Source organism: Neorhizobium sp. JUb45 (genome assembly GCF_004343585.1).
In the GTDB taxonomy this organism is placed as follows: Bacteria; Pseudomonadota; Alphaproteobacteria; order Rhizobiales; family Rhizobiaceae; genus Neorhizobium.
In genome coordinates this window covers 26,304-49,557 of the sequence record NZ_SLYW01000012.1, presented here as the reverse complement: position 1 = coordinate 49,557, position 23,254 = coordinate 26,304, and the positions used below count along the sequence as shown (strand labels likewise).

22 protein-coding genes and 1 pseudogene are annotated in these 23,254 nt (G+C 58.3%); 14 read left to right on the top strand and 9 right to left on the bottom strand.

The features are described 5' to 3' along the window. Positions 1-87 precede the first annotated feature (87 nt). The 8 genes and pseudogenes from EDF70_RS26670 to EDF70_RS26635 form a co-directional block, all read right to left on the bottom strand. Positions 88-1,206, bottom strand: a complete 1,119-nt coding sequence (locus tag EDF70_RS26670) for a metallophosphoesterase (protein WP_132280282.1) — start codon at positions 1,204-1,206, stop codon at positions 88-90. A gap of 170 nt (positions 1,207-1,376) precedes the next feature. Beyond that, positions 1,377-2,813, bottom strand: a complete 1,437-nt coding sequence (locus tag EDF70_RS26665; protein ID WP_132280279.1) for a DUF6880 family protein — start codon at positions 2,811-2,813, stop codon at positions 1,377-1,379. Positions 2,814-2,883: 70 nt separating this feature from the next. Continuing rightward, positions 2,884-3,009 (bottom strand): annotated as a pseudogene (locus EDF70_RS30475) (integrase); the annotation flags it as partial. Between the two features lie 141 nt (positions 3,010-3,150). Then, complete coding sequence (locus EDF70_RS26660; protein WP_132280276.1) at positions 3,151-5,217, bottom strand: ATP-binding protein; 2,067 nt, start codon at positions 5,215-5,217, stop codon at positions 3,151-3,153. Beyond that, positions 5,195-6,703 carry an ATPase domain-containing protein gene (locus EDF70_RS26655; RefSeq protein ID WP_132280273.1) on the bottom strand — a complete coding sequence of 503 codons (1,509 nt, stop codon included), beginning with the start codon at positions 6,701-6,703 and terminating at the stop codon, positions 5,195-5,197. The genes EDF70_RS26660 and EDF70_RS26655 overlap by 23 nt, the downstream gene beginning before the upstream one ends. Positions 6,704-7,156: 453 nt before the next feature. Beyond that, positions 7,157-8,158 (bottom strand): IS30 family transposase, encoded by a 1,002-nt coding sequence (locus EDF70_RS26645; protein WP_132280267.1) that lies wholly within the window; start codon positions 8,156-8,158, stop codon positions 7,157-7,159. A gap of 170 nt (positions 8,159-8,328) precedes the next feature. Next, complete coding sequence (locus EDF70_RS26640) at positions 8,329-8,616, bottom strand: glutathione S-transferase N-terminal domain-containing protein (protein WP_132280264.1); 288 nt, start codon at positions 8,614-8,616, stop codon at positions 8,329-8,331. Then, complete coding sequence (locus EDF70_RS26635; RefSeq protein WP_132280261.1) at positions 8,613-8,912, bottom strand: putative quinol monooxygenase; 300 nt, start codon at positions 8,910-8,912, stop codon at positions 8,613-8,615. Before EDF70_RS26635 ends, EDF70_RS26640 begins: the two co-directional genes overlap by 4 nt. Before the next feature lie 128 nt (positions 8,913-9,040). On the opposite strand from EDF70_RS26635, the gene EDF70_RS26630 reads away from it, so the two are divergent. Then, positions 9,041-9,616, top strand: coding sequence for a TetR/AcrR family transcriptional regulator (locus tag EDF70_RS26630; RefSeq protein ID WP_132280258.1), 576 nt, complete (start codon positions 9,041-9,043; stop codon positions 9,614-9,616). Next, positions 9,549-10,028 carry a hypothetical protein gene (locus EDF70_RS26625; RefSeq protein WP_132280255.1) on the top strand — a complete coding sequence of 160 codons (480 nt, stop codon included), beginning with the start codon at positions 9,549-9,551 and terminating at the stop codon, positions 10,026-10,028. The genes EDF70_RS26630 and EDF70_RS26625 overlap by 68 nt, the downstream gene beginning before the upstream one ends. A 115-nt stretch (positions 10,029-10,143) precedes the next feature. On the opposite strand, the gene EDF70_RS26620 is transcribed toward EDF70_RS26625, so the two are convergent. Beyond that, complete coding sequence (locus EDF70_RS26620; RefSeq protein WP_132280252.1) at positions 10,144-11,547, bottom strand: PLP-dependent aminotransferase family protein; 1,404 nt, start codon at positions 11,545-11,547, stop codon at positions 10,144-10,146. A gap of 338 nt (positions 11,548-11,885) precedes the next feature. Between EDF70_RS26620 and EDF70_RS26615 the strand changes: the two genes are divergently transcribed. From EDF70_RS26615 to EDF70_RS26560, 12 genes are all read left to right on the top strand, one after another. Beyond that, the gene (locus EDF70_RS26615; RefSeq protein WP_132280249.1) at positions 11,886-12,368 is read left to right on the top strand and encodes an MSMEG_0572/Sll0783 family nitrogen starvation response protein; all 483 of its coding nucleotides are present in this window, start codon (positions 11,886-11,888) and stop codon (positions 12,366-12,368) included. Between the two features lie 81 nt (positions 12,369-12,449). Further along, positions 12,450-13,505: a Nit6803 family nitrilase gene (locus tag EDF70_RS26610; protein ID WP_132280246.1), complete on the top strand. Its 1,056-nt coding sequence runs from the start codon at positions 12,450-12,452 to the stop codon at positions 13,503-13,505. Then, positions 13,423-14,550 (top strand): MSMEG_0568 family radical SAM protein, encoded by a 1,128-nt coding sequence (locus EDF70_RS26605; protein ID WP_132280242.1) that lies wholly within the window; start codon positions 13,423-13,425, stop codon positions 14,548-14,550. Before EDF70_RS26610 ends, EDF70_RS26605 begins: the two co-directional genes overlap by 83 nt. After that, complete coding sequence (locus EDF70_RS26600) at positions 14,547-15,089, top strand: MSMEG_0567/Sll0786 family nitrogen starvation N-acetyltransferase (RefSeq protein ID WP_132280239.1); 543 nt, start codon at positions 14,547-14,549, stop codon at positions 15,087-15,089. The genes EDF70_RS26605 and EDF70_RS26600 overlap by 4 nt, the downstream gene beginning before the upstream one ends. A 1-nt stretch (position 15,090) precedes the next feature. Continuing rightward, positions 15,091-16,065: a sll0787 family AIR synthase-like protein gene (locus EDF70_RS26595; RefSeq protein ID WP_132280236.1), complete on the top strand. Its 975-nt coding sequence runs from the start codon at positions 15,091-15,093 to the stop codon at positions 16,063-16,065. Further along, positions 16,062-17,219: an MSMEG_0565 family glycosyltransferase gene (locus EDF70_RS26590; RefSeq protein ID WP_132280233.1), complete on the top strand. Its 1,158-nt coding sequence runs from the start codon at positions 16,062-16,064 to the stop codon at positions 17,217-17,219. The genes EDF70_RS26595 and EDF70_RS26590 overlap by 4 nt, the downstream gene beginning before the upstream one ends. Continuing rightward, positions 17,212-17,499 (top strand): MSMEG_0570 family nitrogen starvation response protein, encoded by a 288-nt coding sequence (locus tag EDF70_RS26585; RefSeq protein ID WP_132280230.1) that lies wholly within the window; start codon positions 17,212-17,214, stop codon positions 17,497-17,499. Before EDF70_RS26590 ends, EDF70_RS26585 begins: the two co-directional genes overlap by 8 nt. 12 nt (positions 17,500-17,511) lie before the next feature. Continuing rightward, on the top strand, positions 17,512-18,786 hold the full coding sequence (locus tag EDF70_RS26580) for an MSMEG_0569 family flavin-dependent oxidoreductase (RefSeq protein ID WP_132280227.1): 1,275 nt from the start codon (positions 17,512-17,514) through the stop codon (positions 18,784-18,786). A 2-nt stretch (positions 18,787-18,788) separates the two neighbouring features. Beyond that, complete coding sequence (locus tag EDF70_RS26575; protein WP_132280224.1) at positions 18,789-19,637, top strand: Pnap_2097 family protein; 849 nt, start codon at positions 18,789-18,791, stop codon at positions 19,635-19,637. Between the two features lie 956 nt (positions 19,638-20,593). Then, on the top strand, positions 20,594-22,045 hold the full coding sequence (locus EDF70_RS26570) for an ATP-binding protein (protein ID WP_245519389.1): 1,452 nt from the start codon (positions 20,594-20,596) through the stop codon (positions 22,043-22,045). Next, positions 22,042-22,623 carry a response regulator gene (locus EDF70_RS26565; RefSeq protein ID WP_132280218.1) on the top strand — a complete coding sequence of 194 codons (582 nt, stop codon included), beginning with the start codon at positions 22,042-22,044 and terminating at the stop codon, positions 22,621-22,623. The genes EDF70_RS26570 and EDF70_RS26565 overlap by 4 nt, the downstream gene beginning before the upstream one ends. A gap of 96 nt (positions 22,624-22,719) precedes the next feature. Further along, entirely contained in the window at positions 22,720-23,208 is a 489-nt protein-coding gene (locus EDF70_RS26560) for a heme-binding protein (RefSeq protein ID WP_132280215.1), read from the top strand. Positions 23,209-23,254 lie beyond the last annotated feature (46 nt).

The window sequence follows — 23,254 nt, the reverse complement described above, 5'->3', positions numbered from 1 at the left end:
GCCAACCATGCTCCGGCGATGTTCATCTTCCCAGTCGAGCTTAACGATGGTTTGCTGCCGATGAATCGTCGGAAACCTACCGAGATATCAGGACTTTGCCTTGAGCCTGATCAAAGTCAGCTCGGAAGGGACGCCGAGGCGGATTGCGAAGCCTGGCCAAAGAGCAGTTCCGTTGTTGACATACAGTTGCAGGCCACCGACCTGATACATGCCGGAAACATAGCCGTTATTGCCGCGGGCGACCAACAGGTCCAGCCCGCGAACCATGCCGCCATGCGTATGGCCCGAAAGCTGTAAGGCCACACCAGCCGCCGCCGCGCGCGGTGCCATCTTGGGCTGATGCGCGAGCAATATAACCGGCGCGTCGCTGGGAGTGCCTGCAAGCGCAGCGTCCAGATCGGGCGCCGGATTGGTACCACTGAGCGCCTCAAGATCGGTAACGCCCGCAACAACCACTTCATCGCCGTCTTTTCTTATCACGGCGTGCTCGTTGAGAAGCATGCGGATGCCCAGTTGCGCATCATGCTTCATCCACTGATCATACCCGAAATAATATTCGTGGTTGCCTGGTATCGCCAGTACACCGTCACGGGCGCGCAAGTCCGCGAGCGGAGCGATATCGTTGCGACGCGCATCGAGCTTTCCGTCGATGAAGTCTCCAGTAATAACAATCAGATCAACGTCGAGTGCATTCGATCGCGCAACGATCTCTTGTGACCAACCCCTCGTAAAAAGCCTGCTGACATGCAGATCTGTAAGCTGGAGAAGCCTGTATCCTTCGAAAGCTTTCGGTAGCCCAGCTATCTCGACCACCACCTCCTTTAGAGGTGGTATCTTTATCGCCTGCCCGACTCCGTATGCTGCCAGACCGAGGGAGAGGAGCCCGATCCCATAGCGGACCTCGACAGGCACGTCTGGAAACCTCCAACGCGCAACGGCAAGCATCAACGAGATAATATCCAGCGCGATCTGGAATATGCCCAGAAACACGATCGCACCGAAAAGCACATTAAAGCCGATGATCAGCGGTCGCGGAAACTCCGGCGACAGGACGGATCCGGAAGAAAGACGGCTTATGAGATGATATTGGGATGCAATCAGGAGAAATGCGGCCACGACGATCTTCACCGGAAGTGACCAAGGCATCGGCTCTATGAAACGCAGAACGACAATCAGCCATGGCAGACCGAATATAAGATGAAACATGCGATGCGCCTATGTGGCAGACGATGGGAGGACATGGCTTTTGGCCCCGTCCAGATTTGCAGTCATGGCGAAGGTGGCGATGCTGACGGAGACATGCAAGGTCGAAGGTATAAGCCGTGACGTTCGCACCTATGCACAAAATGGTCGTTATGCGTGTTTGCATAGAACGTTCATGTTGCCTGGTTCCAGAAGCCCGATTTACGTCCATGCTCGCGCATCAGCCGAGCGACATAATCCTCGTGAGCTTCGATACCGCTATAGTCCTCTATCTGGCTTGCAAGTGACAGGCATTCCGTCAGATGCCGTGCGGCGTGCTTGTATCGGCTGGATCGTCCATTTTCCAGGGTGAAGTCAATCATGGCGCGCAAGACCATCATTGCTGCCAGCGGATGTTTCTCGCCGAGCATGTCGGCGGCATCGTTCATCAGTTCGTAGAAATCACCATCCAGTTCGCCGACACGCTTCATTACCAGTTTCGCGGCGTCCGCCGGGGAGGGCCATCTCATAAAGAAAGACAGCGCCTGATGAACCTCGGGGAAATTCCGGACGTAATCGAAAGCTTTCTCCTCCGCTTCCAGATCGTCGAAATCAGGCAACCTGCGAACATAGGCCCGCAGGTGCTCTTCATTCAGAGACTGTTCAAAACACTGCCACCGGAATGCCTGAGCGTCATTCGGCCTCTTGAGCTCCTCCAGTGCGTCGATACGTGCGATTTGCCACTCGAACGGTAGGCTGCCACGGCCGCGGTCATCGACCCGATCGAGAATATCAAGCGCTTCGGCGGCACGCCCTGCCGCCGTGAGACGGTTGGCGATATCGGCGGCGACCATTGGTGCAGCACACGTCTCTTGCGGCTGCAAGGCGATATAGGCATCCACATCGTTTTGCTGATCGGCGATCTCCTGCAAGGCATAGCGGATCGTGCGATCCCGGTGACGCCCGAAAACCTCGTCCTCGTAAAGCGGTCCCGCTCCGCTCCAACCGAGGATATCGCGTTCCATCTCGGATGGTGTCTCCTGAGGTTCGTTCGACCATTCCAACAAAAGTGTTTTCAGGCGTTCCATCCCCTCATGGCCGAGGGCATCCGCCATGACGCCAATCAGCGGGTCGAACTGGCCGTAGTTATTGCCCTGTATGGCCTTGATGATTTTTTCCGCAAGCACGTCGGATGCGATCGCCGCGCGTGCAGCGACGACACCGGCATCAACACACCCCTGATGAAAGATTTGCATCAGCGAACCGCTGCTATCGTTCGAGCGGGAAAAAATCGAATCCGCCAGGTTCAGAAACTGCCAGATGAGTTCGTAACCCTCAGAGGCATCATCCGTCGCAACGGTCTCCACGATCATCCTGCGCTGTGTTTCAAGATCCAGTCTGGTTGCCTTGATCTTTTTCCAGTCGATGAAGGTTCGGGCACGCGCGATACTGCCAAGGCGCTTGCGCACCGCGCGAGCAACCTCCGCACTCGAATGGTCGCCGGCAAGCTCCAGGCGCAGGCGACGCTTGTGCGCCGCATTGCCGGTGGCGATTTCGATAAGAAGTTCTGCCAGACGTGGAGCACCGAGCGTTTCGAGATTTTTGGCGTTGAGGGTCGTCTTGGTCGCCATCTATCGATCCTTCATTGCCGACGAGAACGAGTGTCTTCGCCTTTGAAGCATTTCCACTGAAAGACGACAATCAATTCAGCAGCCGTGCCGCCCGCCCACTCCGCCGTGTCGCGTCGTTGTAATAGCTCGATGCTTTTATGCGGATTGATGCCTGCACTGCTCCAACCGACAGAAGTATCCCGCGATTGGACGCTTCGTTGCCCTTAAGGGACACGTGCACATATGTCCGATAGGCGGGCCTGTTATCTCTCCCGATCGGGATTTCGTGCGTGTTGAAGGCTGCCGACCACCAGCTGTCGCTTGCCGAGTCAGAAACGTGACCACCAATACGGGATGCCTAAGGTCCGGATGTGAGCTTGCCAATCTCCTGGATCAATTGCTCCTGAGTATAGGGCTTACCCAGCCTCGCGACGTCGAGGTTGAGGTCTGCTGGAAGTTCCGCATAGCCGGATGCGATAAGTATTGGCGTATTAGGAGCGATTGCACGGACAGCCATGGCTAGGTCTCCACCGTTCATACCGGGCATCGAGAAGTCCGTGATGACAAGATCGAAGCCCGATCCGTCCCCGAAACATTCCAAAGCCTCAAGGCCCGAATGCGCTTCAACGACGTCATGTCCAAGATCCATCAGCATGTCAGCGGAGCTCATGGCGATCAGCATATCGTCGTCGACCAGCAAGATCCGTTTCGGACCAGCCCACGTCGTTGCAGGCGCAGCCAATGCGCTTCCTGCTTGCTTGTCTACGGTCACAAGTGCCGTCGAGACTGGGATCCACAACTCGGCCTTCGTTCCTTTGCCCACCTCGCTGGTCAGCTTGAGGTCGCCGTTCAGCTGGGAGGCCAGACCATGGATCATGGAAAGACCCAGTCCGGTTCCCTTGCCCAGTTCCTTGGTCGAGAAGAAGGGCTCAATGGCTTTCTGCAGCGTCTCATTGTCCATGCCGCAGCCCTGATCGGTGACCGAGAGGACGACGTAACGACCGGCGACCAGCTCGCCGACCTGCGAAGGCTGCACGACCTCTTCCAGGCCGAGGTGGATTGTTCCGCCGTCCGGCATTGCGTCTCGCGCATTGACGGCGAGATTGAGAAGGGCGAGTTCCACCTGGTTTGCATCGGCAGACACGAGGGGAAGCTGGTCCGGCACATTCGTTTCGATCACGATCGTCGAACCGACCGATCGTTTCAGGAGATCCTCCATCCCGAACACGAGCGCTCGCATATCCACCGGGTCGATGCGAAGATCCTGCCGGCGCGAAAAGGCGAGAAGCCGCTGGGTAAGGGACGCGCCGCGCTTTGCGCCTTGCTGCGCGCCGTCAATCAGGCGGATCACCTTGGGATCGTCTCCAGCGTATTTGCGCAGGAGTTCGAGATTGCCAAGGACCGCCATCAGAAGGTTGTTGAAGTCGTGCGCCACGCCGCCGGTCAGCTGACCGATGGCTTCCATCTTCTGGCTTTGGCGCAGTTGCTGTTCGGCACGCTCCCTATGCCCGACCTCATCCATGACAGCGGCATGAGCAAACTCCAGTTCACGTGTTCGCTCTGCAACGCGCTGCTCCAGAACCTCGTTCAACCGTCGCTGCTGTTCTTCTGCTTCCAGTCGCGCCGTGATGTCGGCAGAGACACCGACCAGCTTGATGGCTTTGCCGGACCTATCTCTGTAAAGCTGCGCGCGAACCTCCGCCCAATGAACAGATCCATCCTTCCAGATGGTTCGATATTCTATTGCATAGTCGACGCCGGTATCGATCGTCGCTCTGACGGCAGATTGCATGCGGTCAACGTCGTCGAGATGGATCGCCGACAACAGATCTTCATAGGAAAACCTGTCATCAGGACCGTGTCCGAAAATCGACTTGCAGGTTTTCGACGTGGTGAGTTCATTGGTGGCGAGGTCAAGCTCCCAGGCTCCAAGCCGGCCTGCGCTGAGAGCCGTCTGGAGGCGACGCTCGCCTTCATCCAAATCTTCTATTCTGGCTCGGGCGTCAAACTGCCGGCGCCGGCCGCGCATGGCGGATCGGGCAACACTGATGAATGTCGTTGCGTGAAACGGTCGCTCTACAAAACTCACGTTTCCCAAGACCTCGGACAATCTTGCCGCTGCCGGATTGCGTTCCGGGCCGCCACCGCGGTTGGTCAGGATGATGAACGGCAGATCCGACCAGCTGGGCTGGGCCGCGATCCATGTGGAAATGGCTCGTAAATCGGCAGATCGAAACGCTTCCTCTGTGACGATAGCGAACGCGATGTGATCGCCGAGGCTTGCAACGAATGACGGGATATCCGCTGCCGCCGCCGAGTTGATGCCCGCTTCTTTCAGGAGCGACGCTGCAATCTGTGCATCGCGGCCGATTGGAGCGTAGATCAGGCCGCTTGCGTCGCTGTTAGGAATGGTCGCCGTCCTCATCGGTCAGGGGAAGAAGCGGCTGCCGTTCTCCAACGAAGTTTGGAACGCCACGCAGCACACCCTGGAAGCCGGAAAGCGGCTCACCCAGAGTAAGGCCCTTGCCGGAAATCTTGAACTCTCTAATGGTGTCTTCGTGAGGGCCGGTACGCTTCTTGATAACGGACACAGCACGCCGGACCTTGCCCAGCGCTTCGAAGTAGCGCAGCAGGATCACGCTGTCGGCGAGATAGGTCACATCGACCGGTGACTTCATGTCGCCGACCAGCCCATGCTGCGCCACCGTCAAGAAGGTATTGGCACCCTGCCGGTTCAGATATTGCAGGAGCTCATGCATGTGCAGGATCAACGCATTCTCTTCCGGCATGGATGCCTGATAACCATTGATACTGTCGATGACGACCGTCTTGGCGTCATAGGTTGAAACGCGATCGCGTACGCGCTGGGCAAACTCTCCCGGCGACAACTCGGCTGCATCGAGCTGCTCGATGTGGATAAGCCCGGCGTCATGCAGCTTTTCCAGATCGATACCCATCGACTTGGTGCGGGCATAAAGCAGGCCGAGTTCTTCGTCGAATACGAAGATGGCCGCTTTTTCCCCGCGCTGAACCGCGGCATTGACGAACTGCAGGGCGAAAAGGCTTTTACCGGTCCCGGCAGGACCAATCAGCAATGTGCTGGATCCGCGCTCAATGCCGCCCCCAAGCAGACCATCGAATTCCGGTAGGCCGCTGGAAAGCGTGATGCGTTCAAAGCTGGTCCTGTGCTCGATCGCCCGAAGACGTGGGAACACTGCAACGCCGCCGGTCTTGATGATGAAGTCGTGATAGCCACCGCGGAACGACTGGCCACGATATTTGATGACCCTCAGCCTGCGGCGCTCGGAGCCGTAATCGGGCACAAGCTGCTCGAGGTGAATGACGCCGTGAACAACGCTATGCACCGTCTTGTCGAAATTCTCCGATGTCATGTCGTCGAGAAGAAGGACGGTGGCATCCGAGCGCGAGAAGAAATGTTTCAATGCAAGGATTTGCCGCCGATAACGCAGTGAACTCTGCGCCAAAAGGCGGATTTCCGAAAGGCTGTCGATGACGACGCGCTGTGGCTTCAGCCGCTCGAATGCCTCGAAAATCAATTTTGTCGTTTCACCAAGCTCTAGGTCCGACGAATAGAGCAGGCTTTGCTGCTGATCGGCATCGAGAAGACTTTCCGGCGGCACGAGCTCGAAAATCTCGATCCCATCGCCGATTTCCATACCATGCGATTGCGCGCAGTCGCGAAGCTCTTCGTCGGATTCCGACAGGCTGATGTAAAGACAGCGCTCACCGAGCTTTTCGCCCTCGATCAGAAACTGCAGGGCAATCGTCGTCTTGCCAGTGCCGGGAGAGCCTTCAAGCAGAAAAACATGTCTGCGTGTAAAGCCGCCGGATAAAACGTCGTCCAGTCCCTGGACACCAGTTTCGGCCTTACTGCTGAGTACACGATCCATAATTCCTCCGGACTTTCTAAGATACTTAGAGCGCAGAGGATGGAGAAACAAGGCGGTAGGGGTTTGCCGGTCAGCACGCGACCGCACGATCAAGTGGCACGCGCGGCGTCATGACGATGAAAAGATTAGTCCTGCGGTCTAAATTGAAAACTGCGCGACAAATTCCTGTCTGACGCCCACAACGCAGCTCTTGAAAATCAGAGCTTCCCAAGGTCCGTGTTGCCCGCGTTTCACGCCGCGAAGAACCATTTGGCCACGAAACCAACTCGCAATCCGAATAACTGGCCTATCTTTTCCAATGTTTCGAGTGTTGGGTTTGCGACTTCTATTTCCGCAACCTGTCGCCTAGTAAGTGACAACGTCTTGGCAAACTGTGAGTTCACGCTGAAGCGCGACTTGCGGGCTTGATCAAGCTAACCCAAGTGCACCATGCCTGCGCTTTAGGGTAGGGGATCACCCTCCTTCTTGCAAATGAGCCATGAACATCTCGGCCGGCGTCATGTATCCGAGGCATTTACGCGGTTGATCGTTGAGGTCGCGTGTGAGTTGGAGAAGGTCGCGTTGCGACACTGCTGCCAGATCTGTGGTGCCGGGCAAGTAGCGTCGAATACGCTTGTTTGCATTCTCGACGGTCCCTTTTTGCCACGGCGCACTTGGGTCGCAAAACCAGCTCCTCGCACCAATCCCGTCTTCCAGAGCCCTGAACCCGGCAAACTCGGTACCCCGATCAAATGTGAAGCTCTGACGCGCGAACGCCGGCAACGGCGAAAACGCTCTGATGATCTTGTCCATGATTGGCCTTGAGTGCCGGCTCGGGTTCTTGATGAGAACGGTGTAGCGGCTCTTGCGCTCCACGAGGGTGGTGACATTGGCATGGCCGAGTGGACGCTCGAAGATGAGGAGGTCTCCCTCCCAATGTCCAAAACTCGATCTATCTCCAATGAAATCAGGCCTTTGGGATATCCGGTGGGTAGCCGGAAACGCGCCGTCGCGCGGCTTCCTGGAACGCATTGGACGACGTTTACGGCGAGCCTCAGATAGATACTGATAGAGCCCAAGCTCGTAATCTTCCTTGCTGTAGATGAAGCGGTAGATGGTCTCTTTGCACACGCGAATACGGCTTAGCCCATCCGACAGCAAACGTCCGGCAATCTGTTCCGGAGACCAGCGAGCCTCCAACTGGTTGATGATCTCGGTGCGCAAAGCCGGATGGCGCCGCAGCTTTCTCAACCGGCGTCGACGGTCCCTCGCGATGTCGTGAGCAACCGTGCTGTAGTATCCGTCATAGTCGGGCAGTTCACGATCCCGAAACGTATTGCGCTTGATCTCGCGGTATATGGTCGAGCGATGGCGGCCAAGCTGACGCGCCATCTGGTTGACCGGAACCTTTGCTGCCACCAGTTGATGAAGACGACGGCGATCGGCAAGGGTAATCTGCGTATAGCATCGGGACATGCCAAAATCTCCAAAGTGAAGCCATTGAAATTACTGGCATGTCGCACTTGGAAATAGAATGTACCCCCTTACACATTTTAATCTCATAAGATTTGTTATGGAACTTATGATTTGCCACAACATATTATTTGATTGGGTTCGATCGCTTATCCACCGGATAGTCATCCGATCTACATAGAGATCAGGATGCGCTCTGCAGGGCGAGGCGTGCCAGATCGCGTTTGCGGATACCGGATGCGCTGGCGGCATATTCTCTTCTCACCGAAATGAACCAGCAGACGAAGATGAAGCTCGTCCGGCCGCTCCAGAATTGGAACGGCCTTTTTTCCGATGAGACGGGTCGGCGTTTCGGCATCGCCTTCCATGACGATCACCGTCTCATACGGAATATTCTTCACACCTAGAGCCAGCCTGGCCCGCGTGCAGAACGGGCAGTGCTCGTAGATGTAAAGTTTCATACAGCGCCCCCGGCCAGCTTGACGAGCGGCAGAACCTCGGAGGTTCCAACGAGGTCAGGCACCTGCGCGAACAGCTCGGCGATGTGCGGCGCAGACAGATGCTTGTCGAGCAATGCCTGGCTCGTCCATTCTTCCGTCCAGATGAAGCGGCTCGGGTTATTGGCATCACGGTTGAGCTGGTAGGTGATGCAGCCCTCTTCCTTGAGGGTGGTCTCGATGACGCCGCGGAAAAGCTCTTCCAGCTTCTGCTCCGAACCGGCCTTGGCGACGAAAATAGCGACAACAGGTGTGGTCATAAAATGCTCTATTAATACTCACCATTAATATTATCTGTCAGTACGGTTATTAATTTCCACGCTTGCGGGATGAAGAATTTGTGAAATGCTGTTAGAGCGGTCATATCGAGAAAAAACTGAACGGAACCATGCCTGTCAGACATAAGAGCAAGGGCGAGCAGACGCGTGCCAGGCTGCGAGAGGCCGCAATCACGGTGTTTGCCCGAAACGGATTCCACGGCACCAAGGTCAGCGACATCGTCGCCGAGGCAGGGTTGAGCCAACCGTCTTTCTATCTTTATTTCGATTCCAAGGAGTCGACTTATGAGGCCCTGGTAGAGGAGTTCCGGGAGAGTCTGCGGCTTGTCACGTTATCAAACCTGATCGCCCCCGATACTCAGAAGGCCGAGCTTGAAGAGCGGGTTGCGGTAAGTTTTCGGAGGTTTTTGGATTTTATGGCCAGCGACCGCTCCTTGACGGAGATCGGCTTTTTCCATCCTCCAGGCTGCTCGGTGACGAAACAGCAGATGGTCGGCTGGGTTGCCGACAATATCCGAAAGGAGCAAGTCCACAAAATCTTCCGCAAGGACATCACCGCCGAAGAAATCGCCAGGCTACTGGTCGGCATCCTCGACCAGTTCGGCTGGATTGATGCCGATGAAGCAGAACGGCAGCGGCTGGCGGATGTTTGCGGCAAGCTCTTCTGTTCAGGGGCTGGCTCATAGGAACAACTGCGCCAGTCATCCGGGCGGCCGTGTTATCAGCGACGTCCTTCTTTCAAACCCAAAAGACCATCGCATTCCGCCACGCGGACGCGCTCTCCACAATAGCCGCATCCAAGGGCCGCGGGTGCGGCAAGGGGTCGATCCCCACAAACATCATTCAGTTTTAATTTCATCCAACCCTATTTTACCTTATCGCCAGTCGCGTTCTGATATTGTGATTGTCGCTGAGAACGGCTCCGGCGGCACAGGAAATTTCCACCCAGAATTAGATCTGACGCATTTTTGTCGAAGCGGAATGACTGGATTGCGCCGATCAACCACGCCTGCAGAAGATCGAGTTTCGCTCGTTCATACATTGGTGGTTGATGAGATTCAGGCGCGTGATCCCGCCTTCTTATGGTGTCGGAGGTGAGATGATTGCGTTTCTGACGGCACCAATGGGCCTTGCGACGCAGCCGGCAAGCGATGCGACAAGCCGGCACTGGCAGCTTTCAGCCATTCATCGAGCTTCCTCGCCCGGTTTTTCTTCAGAAGAATGTACCGACCCGTTCGGGCGATCCCTCCAGCGCATGGCCCATGAACTCCAGCGCGCCTCTCAGCTTTGCGCGTGAAATCGGTCCACCCAGGCACACCCTGACAGCCTCTGCCGCGGCGCCATCCACCGTGAATGCGTCGCTTGCGACAACCCCCAGCCCCGATGTGCGCATGTGGGAGCCAAAGGTCGAGCGGGTCCAGCCCTGACCGAGCGGCAGCCAGATGTTGAAGCTGATCGGATCGGCGCGGTAGCTGCCCTCCGGCAGAATGGTTGCGACCATATCCTGCCGCGCGGCGGCTTCTGTGCGGATGAAGCGCAGAATGCTGTCGGCCGTGCCATCCTCGATCCAGCGCGTCGCCAGTGCCACGGTCAGCGGCGAGGCCGATACATTGTTGGCCCGCATGGCGCTGATGAACGGCCATGCCGCCTTTGTGTCGGGAGCGACCACGAAGGCAAGTCGCAGCCCTGCACCGATGCACTTGGCGAGGCCGCCGATATGCCAGGTCAAATCGGGCGCCATGGCCGCCAGCGGCGCTGGACTGTGAAGCGGAATAAAACCGTAAGCATCGTCCTCGACGATCGGCACATGGTATTTGCGGGCAACAGCGCAGATTTCCTCGCGTCGTTTCTGCGGAATGGTCAGCGTCGTGGGGTTCTGCAAGGTCGGATTGAGATAAAGCGCCTTGGGCTTTGACCGTTCGCAGGCCTGCGCAAACGCCTCGGGAACGATGCCGTGCTCGTCCATCGGCAGACCGATGAGGTTCAAACCCAGTTGCGCCGCGATCGAACGCATGCCCGGATAGGTAATGTTTTCGGAGAATACGATCTCGCCCGGTTTTGCCAGCATGCCGAAAATTGCCAGCAAGGCCGGGTGAGCGCCCGGGGTCACGAAGATGCGTTCCTGCGAGGGCACGAGCCCGCGCCGGCTGAGCCACGAGGCTGCCGCATCCTTGTCCATGCCCGCGCCGCCAAAACCCTGGTAGCGCAGAAGCGAGATCATGTTCGTCGCAACGGAGGACAATCCCTCGCGCATGCGGGCAATAAGCTCAGGATCATCCGGTTCCGGCGGCATGTTCATCGAAAGATCGATGGCCGCGCTGCGGCGGGGATCAGGCGCCGCATTCGATACAAATCCCAGGCGCTCCTTCTCCACCCCGCCGGTCACGAAAGTGCCACGCCCCACATGCGTACTGACCAGGCCACGCTTCTGCGCCTCCACATAGCCACGCGCAACGGTGGTGAAATCGATTTCCAGCCGCCTTGCCAATTCTCTCTGCGGCGGCAACCTGTCTCCGACAACCAGATGGCCGCTGCGAAGATCCATTTCGATCACATCGGCGATCGCCATGTAACGGGGGCCGCTGCTGCGGCTCAGATCGGGCATCCAGGTCTTCATGCGGCATATCCATTTACGCGTATCATTGACTGTATATTGTTGCGGACTGGCGATGTCATCGGAAAAATTGCCGCAGGCGGGGTCCGCAGGAAATGCCACGATAAATCTACAATGACAGCATATTGAATGCATTCATGTGAAGCATGAGCGATCTGATAAAAGGCATATTTCTGCGGCTTTTTTGACAGATAAAAATGACTAATGCCAAATTGACTGCGTAAATGATCGGCTTTTTCGCGAATCTGAATTTATTTTAGGCAAAACCAATATTGGCACGGTGATTGCAATTGAATGGTTGCGCCCCGCGACGGGGTCTGACTTCAAAACAGGAGCCATTCATGCCCGCAATCACAGCCCCGGCCCATGCTGACGGAGACTTCTTCGTCGATTACGAAGAGAAGGTCTTTGAAGACGTTCAGGCGAAAGAGGGCGAGAAAGCCCTCATCACCTTCCATACCGTCGCCTTCGAAGGCTCGATCGGCCTCGTCAACCTGCTGCAGGCCAAACGCTTGAAGCGCAAGGGCTACGACACATCGATCCTGCTGTATGGTCCCGGCGTCACGCTGGGCATCCAGCGCGGCTTTCCCAAGCTCGGCGCGGAAGCCTTTCCGGGCCATCTCAACTTCAACAACCAGATCAAGGGTTTCCTTGAAGAGGGCGGCAAGGTCTATGCCTGCCGTTTCGCGCTGCAGGCGCTCTATGGACATGGCGAGCCCGCACTGATCCCAGGCATCACGCCGATCAGCCCGCTCGACGTGCTCGACCTCATGCTCATCCACCGCCGCGATGGGGCCGTCATCCTCGACACCTGGACACTCTGACCGAGCGCGGGGGAGCCCTCTTCCGGGTTCCCCCGGCTGTCGGGAGCTATGCTTCCTTCAACCCTAACGAAGGATTTTTCCATGGACAGAAAAAACACGGTTCGCGCCGCCGCCGCGCAGATTGCGCCGGACCTGACCTCGCGGGAAAAGACGCTGGCCCGCGTTCTCGAGACCATTCACGACGCGGCCGCCAATGGCGCGGAACTGATCGTTTTTCCGGAGACCCTTGTTCCCTGGTATCCGTATTTTTCCTTCGTGCTGCCGCCGGTCCTGTCGGGACGTGAACATGTGCGCCTCTATGAAGAAGCGGTGGCCGTGCCAAGTGCGACCACGGATGCGGTGGCCTCGGCTGCGCGCGAACACGGTATCGTCGTAGCGCTTGGCGTCAACGAGCGGGATCACGGCACGCTCTATAACAGCCAGATCGTGTTCGACGCCGATGGCCGCATGATCCTCAAGCGCCGCAAAATCACGCCGACCTTCCATGAAAGGATGATCTGGGGCCAGGGCGCTGCGTCGGGGCTGAGGGTCGTCGACAGCAAGGTCGGCCGCATCGGCGCGCTGGCCTGCTGGGAACATTACAATCCACTCGCCCGCTACGCCCTGATGGCCCAGCACGAAGACATCCACATCGCGCAATTTCCCGGCTCGATGGTCGGTCAAATCTTTGCCGACCAGATGGAAGTCACCATCCGTCACCACGCGCTGGAAAGTGGCTGCTTCGTCGTCAATGCCACCGGCTGGCTGAGCGACGAACAGATCGTCTCGATCACGCCGGATCAGGGCCTGCAAAAGGCGCTGCGCGGCGGCTGCATGACGGCGATCATCTCGCCAGAAGGCAAACATCTGGCAGATCCGATCACCGAAGGCGAAGGCATTTTGATCGCCGATCTCGACATGAGCCTGATCGTCAAGCGCAAGCGGATGATGGACTCGGTCGGCCATTATGCCCGCCCCGAACTCCTGCATCTCGTCATCGACGACCGGCCGACCGTGCCGATGGTCGCTTCGCATCCTTCCTCTTCTCACATCGCACCGACAGGGAGCAACACCGATGGACACAACGAACACACGGACGCAGCTTTCGACCGAAACGCTGATCAACGAGTTGCAGTCCTTCGGAGCACGGCTGGTTGATCCCAAGGCCGGCCATGAAAGCCGTCGTGGCGGCGCCGGCCCTTCCGACCACAAGGCGCTGACGATCGATGGCATGACGGTGATGGTGCCGGTCCACACCGCCCCCGCGTTCGAAAGTCCCTATCTGGTGGAAAAGCCGGACGATGCCGGCAACAGCCGCATCAGCCGCGACGGCCGGGTGATCGGCGAGGTATCGTTTCCGCTGCGCCCCCGCTTCTATGAACGCTCGACTGCAGATGGCGTGCCCTATTCGCAGATTGCGGTCCTGCATGGTCGCGACGTGCTGGCGACGACGGTGCTGCAGACCTGCATCCGCTATCAGAGCCGCACGAAAACCTGTCAGTTCTGCGCCATCGGCCAGTCGCTTGCGGCAGGCCGCACGGTGGCGCACAAGACGCCGGCCCAACTCGCCGAAGTCGCAAAGGCGGCCGTCGAACTCGACGGCGTCAAGCATATGGTGATGACGACCGGCACGCCGAAGGGCGACGATCGCGGTGCGGCCGTGCTGGCGGAAAGTGCGCGCGCCATCAAGGCGGCGGTCGACATTCCCATCCAGGCGCAATGTGAACCGCCCGAGGACGACATCTGGTTCACTCGCATGAAGGAGGCAGGCGTCGATGCGCTCGGCATGCATCTGGAAGTCGTAACGCCGGAAATCCGTGCCCGCATCATGCCCGGCAAGGCGCAGGTGGGAATCGAAAAATACATGACGTCGTTCAAGGCGGCAGTCGAGGTTTTCGGCCGCGGCCAGGTGTCGACCTATATTCTCGCAGGTCTCGGCGATACCCGCGAAGCAATTCTCGATATCTGCGAAAAGCTGGTGGCGATCGGTGTCTATCCATTCGTCGTGCCCTTCGTGCCGATTTCGGGAACGCCGCTCGAAAGCCACCCCTCCCCGAAACCCGATTTTATGCATTCGATCCTCGGCCCGCTGTCGAAAATGCTGGTGACCAGCGGCTTGAAGGCCGTCGATATCAAGGCCGGCTGCGGCAAATGCGGCGCCTGCTCTGCCCTTTCCACCTATGAAAGGATGCTGACCAAATGATGCTCGAACCCTTTGCACCTTATCGTTCGAACGAATTCCAGGTGAAGTTTGCCACCTCGAACTGGGAGCGCGACGAAGCGCACGCCTTGCGCCGTTTTGTCTTCTGCCGCGAACAGCAGATATTCGAAGATGACGACCGTGATGCGATCGACGATCACGCCATCCCGATCGTTGCGCTCTCGATGCTGGGGATCGCCGCCGACAGGCTGGTTGGAACGGTTCGCATTCACGAGGCCGAGCCGGGTGTGTGGTGGGGTTCGCGGCTTGCCGTGCACGAGGATTTTCGCAAGGTCGGCGCACTGGGCGCGACCCTCATCAAGCTCGCGGTCTCCTCCGCCAACGCAATGGGCTGCCACACGTTTTTCGCCAATGTGCAGGTTCAGAACGGGCTTCTGTTCCGTCGCCTGCATTGGGATGTGGTCGAGGAATTCGAGATCTACGGCAAGCCGCATCTTCGGATGAAGGCGGACCTGGCATGGTATCCACCCTGCGCCACGCCCGAAGCGGGTTTTGTCGCGCTCGCGAAAAAGGCGGCATGACATGGGCAGCATCGATATCGAAGCCCTTGCCGCACGATTGCGGTCCAGCAGCGGCATTGCCGCAAAACAGGATATAGGCGGCGTCGCGGCAAGCCTCGGCCTTGGTGGCAAAGCCGTTCCCGTTGGCGACGACTGCGCTGCCATCCCGGATGGTGACGGTTATCTGCTGTTTGCAATCGAGGGCTTCATCAACGAATTCGTCGCCGCCGATCCCTGGTTTGCAGGCTGGTGCGGCGTCATGGTCAACATATCCGACGTGGTGGCCATGGGCGGCCGGCCGGTTGCGGTCGTCGATGCTGTCTGGGCCAACGGTGAGGCGGAAGCAGCCCCGGTACTTGCCGGCATGCGGGCAGCCGCCGAAACGTTCGGCGTGCCGATCGTCGGTGGACATACCAATATCCGCACCGATCGCGGGCAGCTGTCCGTCGCCATCCTTGGCAGGGCCAAAAAGCTGCTGACCAGTTTCGATGCGAAGCCGGGCGATATTCTGGTTGCCGCGATCGACCATCGTGGCCGCTACCGCGAACCCTTCAACAACTGGGAAGCGGCAACCGACGCGCCGTCTGCACGGTTGCGCGGCGATCTGGACATCCTGCCGCAGATTGCAGAATCGGGATTGTCGCTTGCCGCCAAGGATATCAGTCAGGGTGGTATAGTCGGCACCGCCATCATGCTGGCAGAATGTTCCGGCGTCGGTATCGAGATCGATGTTTCCACCATTCCCCTCCCCGCCAATGTTACACTCGACCGCTGGCTGGCGACCTTCCCGAGTTATGGATACCTGCTTTCTGTTTCGCCCGACAACGTCAAGGCAGTGCTGTCCCGTTTTGCGGAACGCAACATAACCGCTGCCCCCATAGGTACGGTCACAGCCGGCACGTATGTCACCATATCGGATGGTGACGAGCGGGCAGTCATCCGCGACTACTTAACCAACCCGCTGATGCAATTGCGCCATAAGGAGCATGCGGCATGAGCCGGCGTCTACGCATTGCCATGCTCACTCATTCCACCAACCCGCGTGGCGGCGTTGTGCATGCGATGCATCTTTCGGAAGGACTTACGGACATCGGGCATGAGGTTGTGCTGCATGCTCCCGATGCCCGAGACCGAGGATTCTTCCGCAAACCACGTTGTCAGACAGTCTGTTTCTCCGTCGACCCCGCCGCATCGGACATGACTGGCATGGTCGAGCAGCGCATCTCCGACTACGTGCAATATTTCCAAAGCCCCGCAGCGCGGGACTTCGACATGTTTCATGCCCATGACGGCATTTCCGGCAACGCGCTGGCGACATTGAAGGAACGCGGTCTGATCCCCGCCTTCGTCCGCACCGTGCATCACATCGACACGTTTTCCGACCCAAAGCTGATGCAATTGCAGGACCGTTCCATCGATAGGGCCGACCGGTTTTTCTCCGTCAGCGAAATGTGGCAGGCAACCTTGCGCACCAATCGGGGCATCAGCTCCGTCGTGGTCGGCAACGGTGTTGATACGCAACGCTTTGCGCCAACATGGAATGGTGAACAGGCCGAACTGCACGACCGGCTCGGCCTGCATTCCGGCCCTGTCTTTCTCAGCATCGGCGGCATCGAGTCGCGCAAGAACACACTCGGCATCCTCGACGCCTTCCGGCAGTTGCGCGCCGTGGAACCTCTTGCCCAACTGGTCATAGCCGGCGGCGTGTCCCTGCTCGACCACCGCGATTACCAGGAGGAGTTCCAGTCCCATCTGCGGGCATTGCGGTCGGATGCGGCCGCCGTTCACGTGATCGGAGCGGTGGCGGATGGCGACATGCCCAACCTCTACCGGCTTGCCGACGCTCTGGTTTTTCCCTCGCTGAAGGAAGGATTCGGCCTTGTCGTATTGGAAGCGATGGCGAGCGGCGTGCCCACCATCGTGCCGTCGATTGCGCCGTTTACCGGATATCTGAGCAGCGACGACGCCATCTGGTGCGATCCGCATCACTCGGCCTCGATAGCAGAAGCCATGGCGCTGTCACTGCTCCCCCAGATCCGCGACAGAGTCATCGCCCGCGGGCTGGAGGTCGCCGGCCGTTTCAGCTGGCGCCGTGTCGCCGAGGCCCATTTGCCCACCTACGCAACATTGAAGGAGGCTGCCAATGCCTGAAATGCGTTTTGTCATCACTTGGCCCGATGGTCAGGAAGAGAGCTGCTATTCGCCTTCCCTGATCATCCGCGATTTCTTTACCGAGGGCGAAAGCTATCCGGTCGTGGATTTCGTAGATCGCAGCCGCAAGGCGTTGACCATCGCCAGCGACCGCGTCGAGGCGAAATTCGGATTTGCCTGCTCGTCGGCCAACGACCAGCTCGCCCGCATCGAAAGCGCCGCCGCCGCCTTCCTGAGCGATACGGATGCCCGCGTCCGCTGCAACAGCTTCATTCTCTGAAAGGCCCAGTCCATGCTCCATTACTTAAAGCAGCATTACAGCACCGTCGTCATCGGCGGCGGGCAGGCCGGGCTTTCCGCCAGCCATTACCTGAAGACGCACGGTATCGACCATGTCGTCTTCGAAAAGAAGACCGTCGCCCACAAGTGGAAGGACGAGCGCTGGGATGCATTTTGCCTGGTCACGCCGAACTGGCAGTGCCAGTTGCCCGATCATCCCTATGACGGCGAGGATCCGCATGGTTTCATGGTGAAGGACCAGATCATCGCCTATGTTGACCACTTCGTGAAGAAGGTGGATGCGCCGGTATTGGAAGGGACGAGCGTCACATCCGTCGAGAAGATGGCTGGCGGCGGCTTCACGGTGGAGACATCGGCCGGCACCGTCACGGCCGACAGTGTCGTGCTCGCCACCAGTCTCTACAGTCGGCCGGCAGTGCCGCGTGCAGCCGAGCGCCTGTCGGACAGTATTATCCAGATCCATACCGCCGACTATCGCAACCCCGCGCAATTGCCAGAGGGTGCCGTCATGGTCGTCGGCTCGGGCCAGTCCGGCTGCCAGATCGCCGAGGACCTGCATCTTGCCGGCCGGAAAGTTCACATGGTGACCGGCAATGCGCCGCGCTGCGCCCGCTTCTACCGTGGCCGCGACGTGGTCGATTGGCTGGCCGATGTCGGCCAGTATGACATCACGGTCGCCCATGAAGGCATGACCAAGAAAAAGCATGATACCAATCATTACCTGACCGGCCGCGATGGCGGCCGCGACATCGACCTGCGGAAATTCGCTCTGGAAGGAATGGAGCTTTACGGCCGCATGGAAGGCGTGGCGAACGGAAAGATGCTGTTCGCCGCCAATCTCAAAAGCAATCTCGACAATGCCGATCGCGTCTATAATGGCATCAATGGCCTGATCGACCGGTACATTGCCGAAAAAGGCATCGATGCGCCGGCTGGCAGCCCCTATCTTCCGCTTTGGGAGCCGGAATGCGAACCGACAGAACTCGATCTTGCACATGAAGGCGTCACCTCGGTAATCTGGGCCACGGGATTTACTCCGGACTGGTCCTATGTCGGCCTGCCGATCTTCGATGGAACGGGTTATCCCGTGCAGCAGCGTGGTGTGACCGGCATTGACGGCATTTACGTTCTGGGTTTGCCCTGGCTGTGGACCTGGGGGTCAGGGCGCTTTCTCGCCGTCGGCAAGGACGCCGAACATGTCGTGACCCATCTCACTGGTTATCTGGGCGGGCTGCAACCCGCGCTCAAGCAGATGGCCGGCCGGTGATCATGAACCTTGCCGTTATAGACACCCGGATCGGTGCGCCCTCCTCCCGCGAGCTGATGGAGCGGGCGCTTGATCCGTACATGCTTCTCGGCATGCCGCATCTCACCCCCACCGGGCTTTCGGAAACCTGGCTGATGAAGGAACTCGGGCATCGGCACTGGATCATGCTGGCCCGTCACCTGCAGATGGAAAATGCCGATTTCCGCACCGGTGATGGCGGCGAGGCCTATGCATCCATCTGCGCCACGGCGCTGCGCGATGCGGATTTTTCCAGGGCGCGCGCCAACGACATACTCGAAATCCGGTCGTCTTTGACCGCACTGTCGCGTAATCAGCATTCAAGCCGCCATCGCCTGCAGATCGGTACGCTTTCGATCTGCGACGTCGAGATCGTCTCGGCCTTCATTATCAGACGGCGGCCGGGAGACAATCACGCGCTGATGCGCGCCGAGCCCTGCCGCGACGCACCGGCGCGTTATGGCGAAAGCGCGCTCGCACAGCGCGCGTCCGCTATCAGACGCGGCCAGTTTGATGCTCAAACAGGTTTGCCGCATGACGGACAAGCAACGCTGCTCGCGCGCCTTGTCCCGGATGCCAGAGAAGACTTCAATGGTGCTGGCCTCTTGTATTTCGCGCATTTCCAGAGGTTCTTTTCAGGCACCCTCGAAGCAGCCATGCCCGGATCGTTTGTCGGCAGTCGCCAGCGCGAGATGTTCTTTCTCGGCAATATCGCCATTGGTGAGGCCGTCGAGATCAACCTTTTGCGCGGCCCGCCTGATGATGCCAGGTTGTTGTGCAACATGGTCCGGCAGGACGGCAAGGTCATCGCCTATGCGTCAAACGGCCCTTGATACGGCTGTTTTCCGGTTTCTCGAGACCACCTCATACATGGACGCCTGGAAACCGAACCAGTTATTCATGCACAAAACTAGGGTCTCCAACCTTTTTGGTGACCGCAAACCTTTCGCTTAGGAGATGGGCAATGACAGCGTCGATATTCTCGATCCTACGTTTCAGCCCGCGCAGATCGCTGTTCGGTTAACCAACGATCGGTTTGGTTAGTTATGGGAAACGCCTCCGCCGAATTAGGTTCTTGGTCGGAAGCACCGATGCGAGCGATTTCCTGTGAGGGCTCCTTGTTGGATACGATAGTCAGGCTGCGCTGGAGAGGTCGGCAATCGCCGCGAAAAGACGCTCTGGCCCTTGGTAGAGTTCAGCCTGGAATATTTCCGGCAGTTCGGGCTACCACCCTCGAAGGATGTGGTGCGATTGAAGGGCGAAACAGCATAGCCTCGCAGGACTCACATCACTTTCCGGCGCGGGGAGTACCTCGGTTTGCTCTTGGTGGGGTCGGATCCGACTGCCTGCAAGTTCAGCAGAAAGAAGCCTTTTTAAGTGATGCCGGAAGAGCACGGCCTGCCTCATTCACGTCATCAATCGCTCACGGGATGCCAATGCTACCAAGAAGAGCATTTCTGATTATGCATTGCCGAGGCTGAGGAAAGCACGATCAAGAACCATCGTCGAGGTCTATTGGCGACTGCAATCGCAGGCGAGCCGAGGATGTGGACATCGAGCATACGGCGCGCCCATATTTTTCTTGCGGCGCCTAACGCCTCATGCACCTATCAGCTGCCGGCTGCAATCACGTCGAGGACGGTAGGTTTACGGATTGTCGTCCCGCACGAAAAGGCTATTGCTTGCCTCCAGGTCATTGGCACAAGAGAGAACCACAACATCCATGGCGTTGAGACAGCTGAAACAGGCAGGCGTATTTCCTCTTCGTGCCTTGGCTGTGTGGTTGCTGATGAGCCTTGCCGTCATGGGCCTGCTGGGGGCCTACCAATACACGTCGGATCTTTCCGATCTGTCGGAGCGGACAAGGAGCATGGAAATGCTTCTTGCCGAGAGGCTGGCCCAGCATGACGCTCACCTGTCCGGGCTCGGGGCAGTCGTTCGCATGTCACCTGACGAGCCATCGCCCAGTATTCAGGGCCTGGCTGAAAACATCATTACCCGCTATCCCCGCATTACCGACATAGCCACCATCTCCATCGGCAGTGGCACCGTGAGGGCGGTATCGTATGGAAGAGCTATGGGTCCCGAAATCATCGACCTGCAGCCAATCCTGGATCTGACCGGCCTTGAAAAGACCGGCGATACTTCAGCCCGACCGGCGACCACACCACATGCTTACGAGATCTTCAAACTGGTTGCCCCAAAGCGGCTACTTCGCTTGCGTATCGATACGGACGCCTTGCTGGATATGGGCGATGAAGGTGCGCAATATTCGTCGATGTTGTCGCTGAACCATACCGTTCTTTTTGAAAAGAATGGCGGCACCGATGCATTGTTGACAGCGTCCAACACGCTGGACACCAGCAATCACAGCCAGCCTCTGCATTTGATGGTGAGTCGCGGTTTCAGACTGAATGAACTCTGTCCCCCGCAACTGGCCTTTCCTCTGCTTGCGGGGCTGGCAGCGATCACATGGCTGATCATGAGGTATCGCCATGCCAGCCGGGAGCGACAGTCGCAGGAGCGGCGTGCCATGTTGTTTGAACAGGAAGCGAAACTTGCCCAGGCCGGTCGCGTAAACGCAATAGGTGAAATGGCTTCAGGTATCGCCCACGAACTCGCTCAGCCGATTGCCGCAATACTTAGCCAAAGCCAGGCGGCAAAACGTGCATTGGCAATCAAACGCCCGGACATCCTGGAAAGTGCGATCGATGCGAACATCCGCGACGCCAGGCGCGCCGGGGATATCCTTTCCCGCATGCGTGCCTACGTGTCCGGGGCGCCGGCCCGGATAGAGGAAATTTCCCTGACCGAGGCAATCACCGATGCCTTGCGGCTCGTCGAAGCCGACTTGGCACAGCGCGGCATTGCGCTCGCGGTAACGATGTCCGACAATGTCGGAACCGGCCACGTCGATGTGATCTCGTTTCAGCAGGTTCTTCATAATCTGGTCCGGAACGCCGCCGATGCCGTTGCAGATCGACAGAACCCGAACATAACAGTCGACGTCCTGCGGCAAGGAAACGAGGTGCTGATCGTGGTTGCCGACAATGGTCCCGGCATCGAACCTTCATCGCTCGACCGCATATTCGATCCGTTCTTCACGACCAAGACAGAGGGCATGGGCCTCGGGTTACCGCTTTCTGCCCGTCTTCTGGAAAAGATGAACGGTTCGATCGAAGCATGTAATGATGGTGGCGCCCGTTTTACCATCCACCTCCCAACCGGTATGTTGCCATGATCTATCTGGTAGACGACGATCCTTCCGTGCGTGAGGCCCTGACGCTTTTGCTTGCGACCTATGGCAGAGAGGTCACGTCATATCCGGATGCTGCGCACCTGCTGGCGAATATCGAAAAGGCACAACCCGGCATTCTCATACTGGATCTGAGGATGCCGGCGACGAGCGGTCTTCAGCTCATGAACAAGCTGGCGGATCTGCGCATCGGATGGCCCGCGATCATGATTACGGGCCATGGCGACATTGAAGCTTGCCGCCGCGCATTCAAGGCAGGCGTTTCGGATTTTCTGACAAAACCTGTCGATGAACATGTCCTGATGGAAGCGATCACCTCATGCGAGGCAATGCTTGGCGAATTTCTGGCGTTTCGAGAAAACAGCCATTTGATCGACCTTCTGACGGCGCGCGAGCGGGAGGTGATCGAGCTTGTATCAAAAGGGTTTGCAAGCAAGGACATAGCTGCCGCGCTCGAAGTCTCCGTGCGTACCGTCGATAGCCACCGCGCCAACATTGCCGCGAAATTCGGGACGTCAGCCGTTGCCGAACAGACGCGCATCTGGCTTGCCGAGCATCGGTAATCCTACCGATGCTCTTCGGTGGCGGTGCGAATTTCGTGACGTCACTTGTCCAACTAGGTTGGCTGCACTCCACTCACCAACCAAAAGGCTGACAAAATGAAAACTGCCCTGCTCTCGCTTGCACTTACGACGTCTTTCGCCGCCTCGGCTCTTGCCCAGGATGTCGTCCAGCAGACCAGCCTCGGCACCCCGCTGGCTATAGAGCTTGCCCAGGCTGCAGTGGCAGCGTGCTCGACGGAAGGCTACAATGTCGCCGCGGCTGTAACCGATCGCTCTGGCGTATTGCTCGCTCTCGTTCGCGCCGAGAATGCCGGAGCGCACACGGCAAACGCTTCCACCGCAAAAGCCTTCACGTCAGCGTCTTCACGCACGCCGACGAGCACGATGGCCGAAAACGTCGCCAAAAACGCTGGCGCGGCCGGCCTTGTCGACATTCCGGGCTTCCTTGTTCTTGCAGGCGGCGTACCCGTCAAGGCTAGTAGCGCAACAGTCGGTGCAATCGGCGTCGCCGGCGCCCCCGGCGGCAATCTGGACGAGGCCTGTGCCAACAAGGCGATCGAAAAAGTCTCCTCCCGCCTGAAATAACTCGACCGAAACACTCCGACGCCCCAGGGCAAAACTTGGGGCGTCG

What these genes read in the sequence shown, in the direction of transcription:
- EDF70_RS26670 (WP_132280282.1), bottom strand. Translation starts at nt 1,206, where the DNA reads ATGTTTCATCTTATATTCGGTCTGCCATGGCTGATTGTCGTTCTGCGT.
- EDF70_RS26655 (WP_132280273.1), bottom strand. Translation starts at nt 6,703, where the DNA reads ATGGATCGTGTACTCAGCAGTAAGGCCGAAACTGGTGTCCAGGGACTG.
- EDF70_RS26640 (WP_132280264.1), bottom strand. Translation starts at nt 8,616, where the DNA reads ATGAAACTTTACATCTACGAGCACTGCCCGTTCTGCACGCGGGCCAGG.
- EDF70_RS26620 (WP_132280252.1), bottom strand. Translation starts at nt 11,547, where the DNA reads ATGAAGACCTGGATGCCCGATCTGAGCCGCAGCAGCGGCCCCCGTTAC.
- EDF70_RS26645 (WP_132280267.1), bottom strand. Translation starts at nt 8,158, where the DNA reads ATGTCCCGATGCTATACGCAGATTACCCTTGCCGATCGCCGTCGTCTT.
- EDF70_RS26580 (WP_132280227.1), top strand. Translation starts at nt 17,512, where the DNA reads ATGCTCCATTACTTAAAGCAGCATTACAGCACCGTCGTCATCGGCGGC.
- EDF70_RS26565 (WP_132280218.1), top strand. Translation starts at nt 22,042, where the DNA reads ATGATCTATCTGGTAGACGACGATCCTTCCGTGCGTGAGGCCCTGACG.
- EDF70_RS26560 (WP_132280215.1), top strand. Translation starts at nt 22,720, where the DNA reads ATGAAAACTGCCCTGCTCTCGCTTGCACTTACGACGTCTTTCGCCGCC.
- EDF70_RS26610 (WP_132280246.1), top strand. Translation starts at nt 12,450, where the DNA reads ATGGACAGAAAAAACACGGTTCGCGCCGCCGCCGCGCAGATTGCGCCG.
- EDF70_RS26635 (WP_132280261.1), bottom strand. Translation starts at nt 8,912, where the DNA reads ATGACCACACCTGTTGTCGCTATTTTCGTCGCCAAGGCCGGTTCGGAG.
- EDF70_RS26665 (WP_132280279.1), bottom strand. Translation starts at nt 2,813, where the DNA reads ATGGCGACCAAGACGACCCTCAACGCCAAAAATCTCGAAACGCTCGGT.
- EDF70_RS26585 (WP_132280230.1), top strand. Translation starts at nt 17,212, where the DNA reads ATGCCTGAAATGCGTTTTGTCATCACTTGGCCCGATGGTCAGGAAGAG.
- EDF70_RS26660 (WP_132280276.1), bottom strand. Translation starts at nt 5,217, where the DNA reads ATGAGGACGGCGACCATTCCTAACAGCGACGCAAGCGGCCTGATCTAC.
- EDF70_RS26570 (WP_245519389.1), top strand. Translation starts at nt 20,594, where the DNA reads ATGAGCCTTGCCGTCATGGGCCTGCTGGGGGCCTACCAATACACGTCG.
- EDF70_RS26625 (WP_132280255.1), top strand. Translation starts at nt 9,549, where the DNA reads ATGAAGCAGAACGGCAGCGGCTGGCGGATGTTTGCGGCAAGCTCTTCT.
- EDF70_RS26615 (WP_132280249.1), top strand. Translation starts at nt 11,886, where the DNA reads ATGCCCGCAATCACAGCCCCGGCCCATGCTGACGGAGACTTCTTCGTC.
- EDF70_RS26575 (WP_132280224.1), top strand. Translation starts at nt 18,789, where the DNA reads ATGAACCTTGCCGTTATAGACACCCGGATCGGTGCGCCCTCCTCCCGC.
- EDF70_RS26590 (WP_132280233.1), top strand. Translation starts at nt 16,062, where the DNA reads ATGAGCCGGCGTCTACGCATTGCCATGCTCACTCATTCCACCAACCCG.
- EDF70_RS26600 (WP_132280239.1), top strand. Translation starts at nt 14,547, where the DNA reads ATGATGCTCGAACCCTTTGCACCTTATCGTTCGAACGAATTCCAGGTG.
- EDF70_RS26605 (WP_132280242.1), top strand. Translation starts at nt 13,423, where the DNA reads ATGGACACAACGAACACACGGACGCAGCTTTCGACCGAAACGCTGATC.
- EDF70_RS26630 (WP_132280258.1), top strand. Translation starts at nt 9,041, where the DNA reads ATGCCTGTCAGACATAAGAGCAAGGGCGAGCAGACGCGTGCCAGGCTG.
- EDF70_RS26595 (WP_132280236.1), top strand. Translation starts at nt 15,091, where the DNA reads ATGGGCAGCATCGATATCGAAGCCCTTGCCGCACGATTGCGGTCCAGC.